Raw genomic sequence first — 12,396 nt, 5'->3', positions numbered from 1 at the left:
GTCGGACGGCCACCCCGATGGATGTCGGTCGTCCGACGTACCGTTGACCCATGCGACCTGTCACCGACCTCCAACGTACTGTGGCGCCCTTCGAGGTCGTCTCGGAGTACACGCCCTCGGGTGACCAGCCCACCGCGATCGCGCAGCTGAGCGAGCGGGTGCAGGCGGGGGAGAAGGACGTGGTCCTCCTCGGGGCGACCGGGACCGGGAAGTCGGCCACCACGGCCTGGCTCATCGAGAAGCTCCAGCGCCCGACCCTCGTCATGGCGCCCAACAAGACCCTCGCGGCGCAGCTCGCGACGGAGTTCCGCGAGCTCCTCCCCAACAACGCCGTCGAGTACTTCGTGTCGTACTACGACTACTACCAGCCCGAGGCGTACATCGCGCAGACGGACACCTTCATCGAGAAGGACTCGTCGATCAACGACGAGGTCGAGCGTCTGCGGCACTCGGCGACGAGCAACCTCCTCACCCGGCGCGACGTCGTCGTCGTGGCGTCGGTCTCCTGCATCTACGGCCTCGGGACACCACAGGAGTACGTCGACCGGATGGTGCGCCTGGACGTCGGGGACGTCGTCGAGCGCGACGCGCTGCTGCGCCAGTTCGTCGCGATGCAGTACACGCGCAACGACATGGCGTTCACCCGCGGCACCTTTCGGGTGCGCGGCGACACGGTCGAGATCATCCCTGTCTACGAGGAGCTCGCCATCCGCATCGAGTTCTTCGGTGACGAGATCGAGTCGATCCAGACGTTGCACCCGCTCACCGGGGACGTGGTGCGTGCCGAGACGTCCGTCCACGTGTTCCCGGCGACCCACTACGTCGCGGGCCCGGAACGCATGGAGCGGGCCATCGGCTCCATCGAGGCCGAGCTCGAGGTGCGGCTGGGCGAGCTGGAGCGGCAGAACAAGCTGCTCGAGGCGCAGCGCCTGCGCATGCGCACCACGTACGACATCGAGATGATGCGGCAGATCGGGTCGTGCTCGGGGATCGAGAACTACTCCCGGCACATCGACGGCCGGGAGCCTGGCACCGCGCCGCACACCCTCCTCGACTACTTCCCCGAGGACTTCCTCCTCGTCATCGACGAGTCGCACGTCACGGTCCCGCAGATCGGTGCCATGTTCGAAGGTGACATGTCGCGGAAGCGGAACCTCGTCGACCACGGATTCAGGCTGCCGAGCGCGATGGACAACCGCCCCTTGCGGTGGGAGGAGTTCGTCGACCGCATCGGTCAGACGGTCTACCTGTCCGCCACCCCGGGGAACTACGAGCTGTCGATGTCCGACGGGGTCGTCGAGCAGATCATCCGACCCACCGGTCTCGTGGACCCCAAGGTGGTCATCAAGCCGACGACGGGGCAGATCGACGACCTCCTCGAGGAGATCCGTGTGCGCGCCGAGCGCAACGAGCGGGTCCTCGTCACCACGCTGACGAAGAAGATGGCCGAGGACCTCACCGACTACTTCCTCGACAAGGACGTCCGTGTCCGGTATCTCCACTCCGAGGTCGACACCCTGCGCCGCGTCGAGCTGCTCCGCGAGCTCCGTCTCGGCGAGTACGACGTCCTCGTCGGGATCAACCTCCTCCGTGAGGGCCTCGACCTCCCCGAGGTGTCGCTCGTCGCCATCCTCGACGCCGACAAGGAGGGGTTCCTCAGATCGGCGACCTCCCTGATCCAGACCATCGGCCGTGCGGCGCGCAACGTCTCCGGCGAGGTCCACATGTACGCCGACAAGATCACGGCGGCCATGGCCACGGCGCTCGAGGAGACGGACCGACGCCGTGAGAAGCAGGTCGCGTACAACCTCGAGCACGGCATCGACCCGACCCCGCTGCGCAAGCGGATCAGCGACGTCACCGACATGCTGGCGCGGGAGGACATCGACACCCAGGAGCTCCTCCAGGGTGGGTACCGCAACGCCGGCAAGGCCAGGGCGCCGGTGCCCGGCGGTGGGAAGGCCGGTGCGACGTCCGCGAACAGGCTGGCCAACGTCGCTGCGGGCGAGCTCGCCGACCTCATCCAGGAGCTCAGCGACCAGATGCACTCCGCCGCCGCCGAGCTGCAGTTCGAGCTCGCCGCACGGCTGCGTGACGAGATCTCCGGCCTGAAGAAGGAGCTCCGGCAGATGCAGTCAGCCACCGCATGACCGCCCTGCGCCCCGTCGGCGTGTTCGGAGGCCTCACGACCCTCGACATCGTGCACAGGGCGGACCGTGCGCCCGGGCGGGACGAGAAGATCACCGCGGTCCGGCAGGACGTCGCCGCCGGTGGGCCCGCCGCCAACGCCGCCGTCGTCTTCGCAGCCCTCGGCGGCCGCGCGAGGCTCGTCACCGTGCTCGGCCGGGGAGCGGTCGCCCGGATCGCCCGTGACGACCTCGAGTCGCACGGAGTCGAGATCGTCGACGTCGCACCGGACCTCGGGACCGACCTCGGGGTGTCCGCCGTGCGCGTCGACGCCCGGACAGGCGAGCGGTCCGTCCTGTCCATGGACGCCTCGGCGGTGACACCGAGCACCGACGAGGTCGCTACAACCCTCGACGCCGTGGCGGCGCTCCACGACGCGGACGTCCTCCTGCTCGACGGCCACCACCCGGCTCTCGCGCGTGCTCTCGCGGCCTCGGCGACCGACCTCGGCGTCCCGATCGTCCTCGACGCGGGGCGTTGGCGCCCCGTCATGGCCGACCTGGTGCCCGTGTCCAGGACGGTCGTCGCGTCAGCGACTTTCCGCTGGCAGGGCACCGACGGCGAGGTTGCGACCCACCCGCCCCTCAGCAAGACGTCCGCCGGGTCCGCGAGCGGTCCGCAGGAGTGGGCCGTGACCCACGGCCCCGGCCCCGTCGACTGGTGGACCGGCGAGGCGAGAGGTGTCGTCGAGGTCCCGAGCGTCGACGCTGTCGACACCCTCGGGGCGGGAGACGCGTTCCACGGCGCCTTCGCCTACGGGACGGCCACGGGTGCAGGGAGTCTCCCCGAGCGGCTCGCTGCGGCTGCCCAGGTCGCCGCGCTGCGCGTCCAGGTCCTCGGGCCCCGCGACTGGTTGAGGCGACTCACCCGCGCGGACGAGTCGCTCCGGGAGGAGCGGTGGACCGAGGGATTCAGCCGACCGAACCGATGACGACGGTCCACTCGGCCACCGCCCGGGCTGCGACCAGCCCCTCGAGCGCGAACGGGTCCGAGTCGAGGATCGCGCCGGCGGCTTCCGCGTCCGGCGCGTCGACCACGAGGAGTGCGCCCTGCATGTCGCCGTCCGACACCGGACCCGAGGCCCGCAGAACGCCGGCGGCGTGCAGCCCGCTGAGGAACGCCCGGTGCGCCGGGCGGTGCGTGTCGCGGTCACACGCGCGGTCGTCGTACACGTAGGTCACGGCGTAGGTCGTCATGGCGTCATTGAAGCACTACGGTCGGACGCATGCCTGAGCAGACCATCCTCGCGACCTCCGGCGGGTACGCCCCGGGCGCACGGACCCGCGTCTCCCTCGCGCCCCTCGTCCGCCACGCGGTCGAACTCTCCGGGGCCGAGGGGACGCCGGCCGTCTGCTTCGTCGGGACCGCGAGCGGTGACCAGGCGTGGTTCCGCGCGGAGCTCGACGAGGCGGCCCGCGCGGTGGGGCTTCAGCCGTCGCACCTCGTGCTCTTCCCCATGCCGAACGTCCCCGACGTCGAGGAGCACCTCCTCGCCCAGGACGTCGTCTGGGTGGGTGGCGGGTCCGTGGCGAACCTCCTCGCCGTCTGGCGCGTGCACGGTGTGGACCGGATCATGCGGACCGTCTGGGAGGCCGGGGTCGTCCTGTCCGGGGTGAGCGCGGGGTCGCTCTGCTGGCACGCCGGCGGCACGACCGACTCGTTCGGCCCCGACCTGCGCCCCGTGCACGACGGACTCGGCTTCCTGCCCTACGCGAACGGGGTCCACCACGACTCGGAGGTACGCCGCCGCCCCCTCGTGCGCTCGCTCGTCGCTGCGGGCGACCTTCCCACCGCCTACTGCACCGACGACGGGGTCGGGCTGGTGTACCGGGGGACCACGATGGTGGAGGCCGTCACCGAGATCCGCGGGAAGGCCGCCTACCGTGTCTCGTGCACGGACGACGGCGACGGTGTGCTCGAGGAACGTCTCGAGCCTCGCGTGCTGCCCGGGGCCCGCTAGCCAGGAGCGTCACCAGCCCCGCGCGCGCCACGCCCGGAGCTGAGGTCGCTCGGCGCCGAGCGTCGTGTCCGCGCCGTGGCCCGGGTAGATCCACGTGTCGTCACCGAAGCGGTCGAAGAGCCGCTCCGTGACGTCGTCGAGCAGCTGGGTGAAGCGTGCGGCGTCGCCCTGGGTGCTGCCCACACCGCCGGGGAAGAGGGAGTCACCGGTGAGGACGTGCCGGCGACCCGGGACGGAGCCCGCAGCCTGCGCGTCGGCCGGCTCGGTGTGCACGAGCGCCACCGAGCCGGGCGTGTGACCGCGCAGCGCGATGACGTCGAGCACCGTCTCGCCCACCGTGAGCGTGTCGCCGTGGTGCAGGGCACGGTCGCTGGGGATTGGCAGGAGCGCGATGTCCGGTGCCCCGGCCGCGGTCGCCGCACCGGTCGCCGCGACCACCTCGGCGAGGGCGCCGTGGTGGTCGGCATGGCCGTGCGTGGTCACGACGAGGCCCAGCCCGCCACCACCCTCGCCGACCAGCGTCACGAGCCGGGACGCCTCGGCGGCGGCGTCGACGAGCAGCTGCTCCCCGCTCGCCCGGCACGTGAGCAGGTACGCGTTGTTGTCCATCGGGCCGACGCACACCTTGCGGATCTCGAGGCGGTCCAGCGTCCGCAGGGCCGCGGGACCGCCCGGCACAACCTGGCCCGTGTAGGCGCCGGTCACGACGTGGCCCGGGCGCGGTCGACCGCGTGCACGGCGCGGACGAGACCCAGGTGGGAGAAGGCCTGCGGGAAGTTCCCCGCCATCCGGGCGCGCCCTGCGTCGAACTGCTCCGCCATGAGACCCACGTCGTTCGCCGAGGCCACGAGCGTCCCGAGGAGGGCGTCGGCTTCCTCGACCTCACCGATGCGCGCGAGCGCGTCGACCATCCACGCGGTGCACACGAGGAACGGCGCCTCGTGCCCGCTCAGGCCGTCCTCGGTGTGGTCCGTCGAGTACCGCAGGACGAACCCGGCGGGATCGGAGAGGGTGGCCTGAACGTGACGGACGGTCGACACGATCCGGGGGTCGTCCGCAGGCAGGAAACCCACCTGGGCCATCTGCAGGAGCGACGCGTCCGTGTGCCGGGCACCGTAGTACTGGACGAACGACCCCACCGACTCGTCCCACCCCCGCTCGAGGACCTCGGCGTGGATGGCGTCGCGGACCGACCGCCAGTCGTCGACGGGCCCTGGCAGGTCGTACGTCTCGACGGCGCGCACGGCACGGTCGAGCGCCGCCCAGCTCATGACCTTCGAGTGCACGAAGTGTCGCTCGGGTCCGCGGACCTCCCAGATCCCGCGGTCCGGCACCTGCCAGTGGGTGACGAGGTCGTTGACCAGCTCACGCTGCAGCGCCCACGTCTCGTCGGTCTCCACGAGCCCCGCGTCCCGGGCCATCTCCAGGGCGCACATCACCTCGCCGAGCACGTCGTTCTGCATCTGGTCGACGGCCGCGTTGCCCACCCGGACTGGGCGGGACGCCGCGTACCCCGGCAGGTGGTCGAGGTGTCGCTCCGGGAGGTCCCTGCGCCCGTCGACGCCGTACATGATCTGCAGGTCCTGCGGGCTGCCCGCCACTGCGCGGAGCAGCCACGAGCGCCATGCCTCGCACTCGTCGCTGTACCCCGACTCGATGAGGGCCTCCACGGTGAGCGCGGCGTCGCGCAGCCAGCAGAAGCGGTAGTCCCAGTTGCGCTCGCCCCCGAAGTCCTCGGGCAGGGAGGTCGTGGCCGCGGCGACGATACCGCCGGTCCGCACGCTCGTGAGGAGACGCAGGACGAGGAGCGAGCGCACGAGCTCTGCCGCGTGCGGACCCTCGTACGCGCAGCGTCGGGCCCAGTCGCGCCACATGGCCGTCGTGTCCTCGAGCCGGCTCGAGATCGACAGGCGCGCGGGGACCGGCTCCCAGGACCGGGTCCACGTGCACACGTACTCGTAGCGCTCCCCGGCGTGCGCCTCGAAGACGTCGCGGTGACGGTGATCGTCGGGCTCCGGGAGACGGTCGCCCCGCAGGACCAGCGAGTCGGGTCCGGCGACGGCACGGATCGTCCTGTGCCGCCGGTCGGGGTCCCTCGAGTCGTCCTGGTCCACGCGGTGGACCCACGGCTCGTACGCCCCGTACCCGAACCGGACGATCCACTCGTGCTCGACCGTCACGGTGCCCTCGAGGACCTCGAGGCGGCGCGCCAGGTCCGCGCGGCCGTCGGCGACCGGCATGAAGTCCGTCACGCGCGCCGTGCCCGTGGGGCTCGTGTAAGTCGTCTCGAGGACGAACGACTCGTCGACGTAGCGCCGGGAGACCTCGGTGGCGTCGGGGACGGTGAGCAGCCACCGACCGTGCTCCGGTGCGCCGAGGAGCGCGGCGAAGCAGGCAGGGGAGTCAAAGTGCGGCAGGCACAGCCAGTCGACGGACCCTCGGAGGCTGACGAGCGCGCACGAGTGGCCGTCCCCCAGGACGGCGTAGTCGGCGATCGGGGTCGGGAGAGCGGGCACGGCGGACGGGGCGGGGGAGGTCTGGGCTGCCATCGACCGATCCTCTCATTCGAACACCTGTGCGGTCTCGGCGATCTGCGCCTACGATGGTCCGGTGAGTGACCGCCTCGTCGTCCAAGGTGCCCGTGAGCACAACCTCCGCAACGTCGATCTGGACCTCCCTCGGGACAAGCTGATCGTCTTCACAGGGCTCTCCGGCTCCGGAAAGTCCTCCCTCGCCTTCGACACGATCTTCGCCGAGGGCCAGCGCCGCTACGTCGAGTCGCTGTCGGCGTACGCGCGCCAGTTCCTCGGGCAGATGGACAAGCCCGACGTCGACTTCATCGAGGGCCTGTCGCCCGCGGTCTCGATCGACCAGAAGTCGACCAACCGCAACCCGCGGTCCACGGTCGGCACGATCACCGAGGTGTACGACTACCTCAGGCTCCTCTTCGCGCGAGCAGGGACCCAGTTCTGCCCCGTGTGCGGCGAGCGGGTCACCGCGCAGTCCCCGCAGCAGATCGTCGACCGCCTCCTGGAGCTCCCGGAGGGCACGCGCTACCAGGTGCTCGCCCCGGTGGTCCGTGGCCGCAAGGGGGAGTACGCCGACCTCTTCAAGGAGCTGCAGGCCAAGGGGTTCTCCCGTGCGCGCGTCGACGGGGAGGTCGCCCAGCTCACGGAGCCGCCCACGTTGGAGAAGAAGCTCAAGCACACCATCGAGGTCGTCGTCGACCGGCTCGTCGCCCGCGAGGGCGTCCAGCGACGACTCACCGACTCGATCGAGACGGCCCTCGGGCTCGCGGGCGGGTTGGTCGTCGTCGAGCTCGTGGACGCCGACGCCGACGACCCGAACCGGGAGCGTCGCTTCTCCGAGCAGCGCGCCTGCCCCAACGACCACGTCCTGTCCCTCGACGAGATCGAGCCGCGCACGTTCTCCTTCAACGCGCCCTACGGCGCGTGCCCGGAGTGCACGGGCATCGGCGTCCGCCTCGAGGTCGACCCCGACCTCGTGGTGCCCGACGAGGACCGCACCCTCGCCGAGGGTGCCGTGGCTCCCTGGTCGCAGACCTCCTCGGAGTACTTCGACAGGGTTCTCACCGCGCTCGCGGCGGACCTCGGCTTCTCGATGGACGTTCCCTGGCGGGCGCTGCCCGAGCGGGCCCGCAAGGCGGTGCTCCACGGTCAGAACCACGAGGTCCAGGTGCGCTACCGCAACCGGTGGGGCCGCGAGCGTCAGTACTCGACGGGGTTCGAGGGAGTCATCTCCTTCCTCGAGCGTCGGCACGCCGAGACGGACTCCGACTGGTCCAAGGAGAAGTACGAGGCGTACATGCGCGAGGTCCCGTGCCCCGTGTGCGACGGGGCACGGCTCAAGCCGGAGGTCCTCGCCGTCCGCGTGGGCGGGAAGTCCATCGCCGAGGTGTGCGAGCTCCCGCTGCGCGAGTGCCGCGACTTCCTCGACGCGCTCGAGCTCGGTGCCCGCGAGCGGGCCATCGCGACGCAGGTCCTCAAGGAGATCCAGGACCGTCTCGGGTTCCTCCTCGACGTCGGCCTCGACTATCTCTCCCTGACCCGTCCTGCGGGGACGCTGTCGGGTGGTGAGGCGCAGCGCATCCGGCTCGCCACGCAGATCGGCTCGGGGCTCGTCGGCGTGCTCTACGTCCTCGACGAGCCCAGCATCGGCCTGCACCAGCGGGACAACCGCCGGCTCATCGACACGCTCACGCGGCTGAGGGACCTGGGCAACACGCTCATCGTCGTCGAGCACGACGAGGACACGATCCGCACGGCCGACTGGATCGTGGACATCGGCCCCGGGGCCGGCGAGCACGGCGGACGGGTCGTCCACTCCGGCGACTACGCGGGCCTCCTCGAGGCGCCGGAGTCCGTCACGGGTGCGTACCTCGCCGGGCGGCGCACCATCCCCATGCCCTCGGAGCGCCGCGCGCTCGACCCGAACCGGAAGGTCACGGTCGTCGGCGCCCGGGAGCACAACCTCACCGGCATCGACGTGAGCTTCCCGCTCGGGGTCCTCACCGCCGTCACCGGCGTGTCCGGGTCGGGCAAGTCGACGCTCGTCAACTCCATCCTCTACACCGTCCTCGCGAACGAGCTCAACGGTGCTCGGCAGGTCGCGGGCCGGCACAAGCGGGTCACGGGGCTCGAGCACCTCGACAAGGTCGTCCACGTGGACCAGGGGCCCATCGGGCGGACGCCGCGGTCCAACCCGGCGACCTACACCGGTGTGTGGGACCACGTGCGTCGTCTCTTCGCCGAGACCACCGAGGCGAAGGTCCGCGGCTACACGCCCGGCCGCTTCTCGTTCAACGTCAAGGGTGGACGCTGCGAGGCGTGCTCCGGCGACGGGACCCTGAAGATCGAGATGAACTTCCTGCCGGACGTCTACGTGCCGTGCGAGGTGTGCCACGGCGCCCGGTACAACCGCGAGACGCTCGAGGTGCACTTCAAGGGGAAGACCGTCGCGGACGTGCTGCACATGCCGATCGAGGAGGCTGCGGAGTTCTTCGCCGCGGTCCCCGCCATCTCGCGGCACCTCAAGACCCTCGTCGACGTCGGGCTGGGGTACGTGCGTCTCGGGCAGCCCGCCCCGACGCTCTCGGGCGGCGAGGCGCAGCGCGTCAAGCTCGCGAGCGAGCTGCAGAAGCGGTCGACCGGCAGGACCATCTACGTGCTCGACGAGCCGACGACGGGCCTGCACTTCGAGGACATCCGCAAGCTGCTCGCGGTGCTCCAGTCGCTCGTCGACAAGGGCAACTCGGTGCTCGTCATCGAGCACAACCTCGACGTCATCAAGAACGCCGACTGGGTGATCGACATGGGCCCGGAGGGCGGGTCGGGCGGTGGCCTCGTGGTCGCTCAAGGCACCCCGGAGCAGGTGGCCGCCGTCGAGGGGAGCCACACGGGGCAGTTCCTCGCCGAGGTGCTCGCCACGCACCCGCCGGCGACCGTCGCCAAGCGGGCGAAGCGGTCCGCGGCGGCACCCACCGCCGCGAAGAAGAAGCCTGCGTCCAGGAGCAAGGCACGGCTCGCCGAGTGACGCTGCGCGGCCGGGACGTCGGCGCCCGCGACCCCGCGGCCCTCAGGCAGGCCGCGGGGTCCGGGCGGCGGCGACGTGGACGACGGGGGAGACGTGGACCGGGAAGTTCACGGATCGCGAGATGAAGCAGTGGTCGTGCGCCCGGGCGTGCAGGTCGGCCACGGTGGAGGCGGGGTCGAGCGTCCCGTCCACGGTCACGGTGACACGGGGGCGGAGCTCCACCTCGGTGAACTGACCGGCTCCCGCGGCCTCGACGCGCATCGTGCCCACGGCCCGGTCCTCGTAGGCGGTGACGACGACGCCGGCCGCCGCCGCCATGTGGAGGAACCAGAGCATGTGGCACTGCGCGAGCGACGCGACGAAGAGCTCCTCGGGGTTGTGGCGGCCAGGGTCCCCTCGGAACGCGGGGTCCGAGCTGGCGAGGATGTCGGGCTTGCCCCCGACGTGCACCGAGTGGTCGCGCGAGTAGCTCGTGTAGCCGGAGGTGCCCGTGTCGCCGGCTCCCGTCCAGGTGACCTCGACGGAGTACGAGTGGAGTGATCCCATGGGGTCACCGTAGCGGGACCGGATGGATAGTGATACTCGTCACAACGGGCGAGGGAGTGCCGCATCCTCGACGGTTCGCTGTCAGGGCCCTCGTCTAGGCTCGTGGGCATGGCCGACCCCGTCACCTACCGCCCCAAGCCGGGGGAGATCCCCACCACGCCAGGGGTCTACCGGTTCCGCGACGAGCACGGGCGCGTCGTGTACGTCGGCAAGGCGAAGAACCTGCGCTCCCGGCTCTCGAGCTACTTCCAGGACATCGCCGCCCTCCACCCCAGGACGCGCTCGATGGTCACCACCGCGGCGTCGGTCGAGTGGACCGTCGTGGGCACCGAGGTCGAGGCGCTCGCGCTCGAGTACTCGTGGATCAAGGAGTACGACCCCCGCTTCAACGTCAAGTACCGCGACGACAAGTCGTACCCGTACCTCGCGGTGACGATGGGCGAGTCCGTGCCCCGCGCCCAGGTGATGCGGGGCGCGAAGCGGACCGGGACGCGGTACTTCGGACCCTTCGCCCACGCGTGGGCGATCCGCGAGACGCTCGACCTGCTGCTGCGCGTCTTCCCCGTACGGACCTGCTCCGCCGGGGTGTACAAGCGCGCCCAGCAGTCCGGACGCCCCTGCCTGCTCGGGTACATCGACAAGTGCTCCGCCCCGTGCGTCGAGCGGATCAGCATCGAGGACCACAAGTCGCTCGCCGACGACTTCTGCGCCTTCATGGCGGGCGACACCGCGAAGTTCGTCCGTCGGCTCACGGAGCAGATGACCCAGGCCGCGCAGAACATGGAGTACGAGCAGGCCGCCCGGCTCAGGGACGACATCCAGGCGCTGGAGCGGGCGCTCGAGAAGAACGCCGTCGTCCTCCAGGACGGGACCGACGCCGACGTGTTCGCACTCGTCGGCGACGAGCTCGAGGCCGCGGTCCAGGTGTTCCACGTCCGCGGGGGCCGTATCCGCGGTCAGCGCGGCTGGGTGGTGGAGAAGGTCGAGGACGTCACGGACGCGGACCTCGTCGAGCACCTCCTCCAGCAGGTCTACGGCGCCGCCGAGGAGACGGCCGGGGGCGACGTGCGCGCAGCGCGCGACAGCGGGCTCGTACCCCGCGAGGTCCTCGTGCCAGTCCTGCCCGCGCACGAGGACGAGGTCGCCACGTGGCTCTCCGGGCTGCGCGGCTCGCGCGTCGACGTGCGCGTGCCCCAGCGCGGCGACAAGCGGGAGCTCGCCGAGACCGTCCGCAAGAACGCCGAGCACGCCCTCGCGCTCCACCGGACGCGTCGAGCGGGGGACCTCACGACCCGCAGCCAGGCGCTGCGCGAGATCCAGGAGGCCCTCGACCTCCCGACAGCACCCCTGCGCATCGAGTGCTACGACATCTCGACGACCATGGGCACCTACCAGTCCGCCTCGATGGTGGTCTTCGAGGACGGCCTCGCGCGCAAGAGCGAGTACCGCACCTTCACCGTCAGGGGAGAGGACGGCGACGGCGCGCGCGACGACACGGCGGCGATGTACGAGGTCATCACCCGCCGCTTCAAGCGCTACCTCGCCGACCGTGCCAGGTCCGGGGAGGTCGAGGTCGCCGCGTTCGGAGGAGAGGTACCGCTGTCCGAGCCGGGCGACGAGGGCCCGGCCAAGGACAAGCCTCGCTTCGCCTACCCACCGAACCTCGTCGTCGTCGACGGCGGACCGCCGCAGGTCGCCGCAGCCGCACGTGCGCTCGCCGACCTCGGCATCGACGACGTCGCCCTGTGCGGGCTCGCCAAGCGGCTGGAGGAGGTCTGGGTCCCGCACGACGACTACCCCGTGATCCTCAACCGGTCCTCCGAGGGGCTCTACCTCCTCCAGCGCGTGCGCGACGAGGCGCACCGCTTCGCGATCCGGGCCCACCGCACTCGCCGCGGTAAGGGCATGACGGCGTCCGAGCTCGACACGGTGCCCGGGCTCGGCCCGGCCCGCCGAGCAGCCCTCCTGCGCCACTTCGGGTCGCTCAAGCGGTTGCGCGCGGCGAGCGCGGAGGAGATCGCCACCGTCCCGGGGATGGGTGAGCGCACCGCCCAGGCCGTGGTCGCGGCCCTCACGCAGGGGCGCGCGTCGGCGGTGCCGGGTGCGGGTGAGCCGGATGCCGTGGCGCAACCCACCGAGCCGTGACCGAC

At 71.3% G+C, this 12,396-nt stretch carries 9 protein-coding genes; 5 read left to right on the top strand and 4 right to left on the bottom strand.

All coding sequences use genetic code 11. From position 1 onward, the window contains the following. Positions 1 to 50 precede the first annotated feature (50 nt). Positions 51 to 2,150 carry an excinuclease ABC subunit UvrB gene (gene uvrB, locus JAV76_RS07800; protein ID WP_198733478.1) on the top strand — a complete coding sequence of 700 codons (2,100 nt, stop codon included), beginning with the start codon at positions 51 to 53 and terminating at the stop codon, positions 2,148 to 2,150. Further along, positions 2,147 to 3,118: a PfkB family carbohydrate kinase gene (locus tag JAV76_RS07795; protein WP_198733477.1), complete on the top strand. Its 972-nt coding sequence runs from the start codon at positions 2,147 to 2,149 to the stop codon at positions 3,116 to 3,118. The genes uvrB and JAV76_RS07795 overlap by 4 nt, the downstream gene beginning before the upstream one ends. Here the strand turns inward: JAV76_RS07795 and JAV76_RS07790 are convergent. After that, on the bottom strand, positions 3,099 to 3,383 hold the full coding sequence (locus JAV76_RS07790; protein ID WP_198733476.1) for a YciI family protein: 285 nt from the start codon (positions 3,381 to 3,383) through the stop codon (positions 3,099 to 3,101). The two genes, JAV76_RS07795 and JAV76_RS07790, sit on opposite strands and share 20 nt — an antisense overlap. A 29-nt stretch (positions 3,384 to 3,412) precedes the next feature. On the opposite strand from JAV76_RS07790, the gene JAV76_RS07785 reads away from it, so the two are divergent. Further along, on the top strand, positions 3,413 to 4,147 hold the full coding sequence (locus tag JAV76_RS07785) for a Type 1 glutamine amidotransferase-like domain-containing protein (protein WP_198733475.1): 735 nt from the start codon (positions 3,413 to 3,415) through the stop codon (positions 4,145 to 4,147). Positions 4,148 to 4,156: 9 nt separating this feature from the next. Here JAV76_RS07785 and JAV76_RS07780 read toward each other — a convergent pair whose 3' ends face one another. Further along, complete coding sequence (locus tag JAV76_RS07780; RefSeq protein ID WP_307844079.1) at positions 4,157 to 4,852, bottom strand: MBL fold metallo-hydrolase; 696 nt, start codon at positions 4,850 to 4,852, stop codon at positions 4,157 to 4,159. Beyond that, positions 4,849 to 6,696 (bottom strand): glycoside hydrolase family 15 protein, encoded by a 1,848-nt coding sequence (locus JAV76_RS07775; protein ID WP_198733474.1) that lies wholly within the window; start codon positions 6,694 to 6,696, stop codon positions 4,849 to 4,851. The genes JAV76_RS07780 and JAV76_RS07775 overlap by 4 nt, the downstream gene beginning before the upstream one ends. A gap of 61 nt (positions 6,697 to 6,757) precedes the next feature. On the opposite strand from JAV76_RS07775, the gene uvrA reads away from it, so the two are divergent. Next, the gene (uvrA, locus tag JAV76_RS07770) at positions 6,758 to 9,700 is read left to right on the top strand and encodes an excinuclease ABC subunit UvrA (RefSeq protein WP_198733473.1); all 2,943 of its coding nucleotides are present in this window, start codon (positions 6,758 to 6,760) and stop codon (positions 9,698 to 9,700) included. A 42-nt stretch (positions 9,701 to 9,742) separates the two neighbouring features. On the opposite strand, the gene JAV76_RS07765 is transcribed toward uvrA, so the two are convergent. Next, a complete protein-coding gene (locus JAV76_RS07765; protein ID WP_198733472.1) occupies positions 9,743 to 10,246 on the bottom strand; it encodes an OsmC family protein in 504 nt (167 codons plus the stop codon). 108 nt (positions 10,247 to 10,354) lie between these two features. Here JAV76_RS07765 and uvrC point away from each other — a divergent pair, with 108 nt between their 5' ends. After that, positions 10,355 to 12,391: an excinuclease ABC subunit UvrC gene (gene uvrC / locus JAV76_RS07760; protein ID WP_198733471.1), complete on the top strand. Its 2,037-nt coding sequence runs from the start codon at positions 10,355 to 10,357 to the stop codon at positions 12,389 to 12,391. Positions 12,392 to 12,396: the final 5 nt, after the last annotated feature.

The organism is Sanguibacter suaedae, from assembly GCF_016342785.1.
In the GTDB taxonomy this organism is placed as follows: domain Bacteria; phylum Actinomycetota; class Actinomycetes; order Actinomycetales; family Cellulomonadaceae; genus Sanguibacter; species Sanguibacter suaedae.
This window is presented reverse-complemented; position numbering and strand designations above follow the sequence as displayed.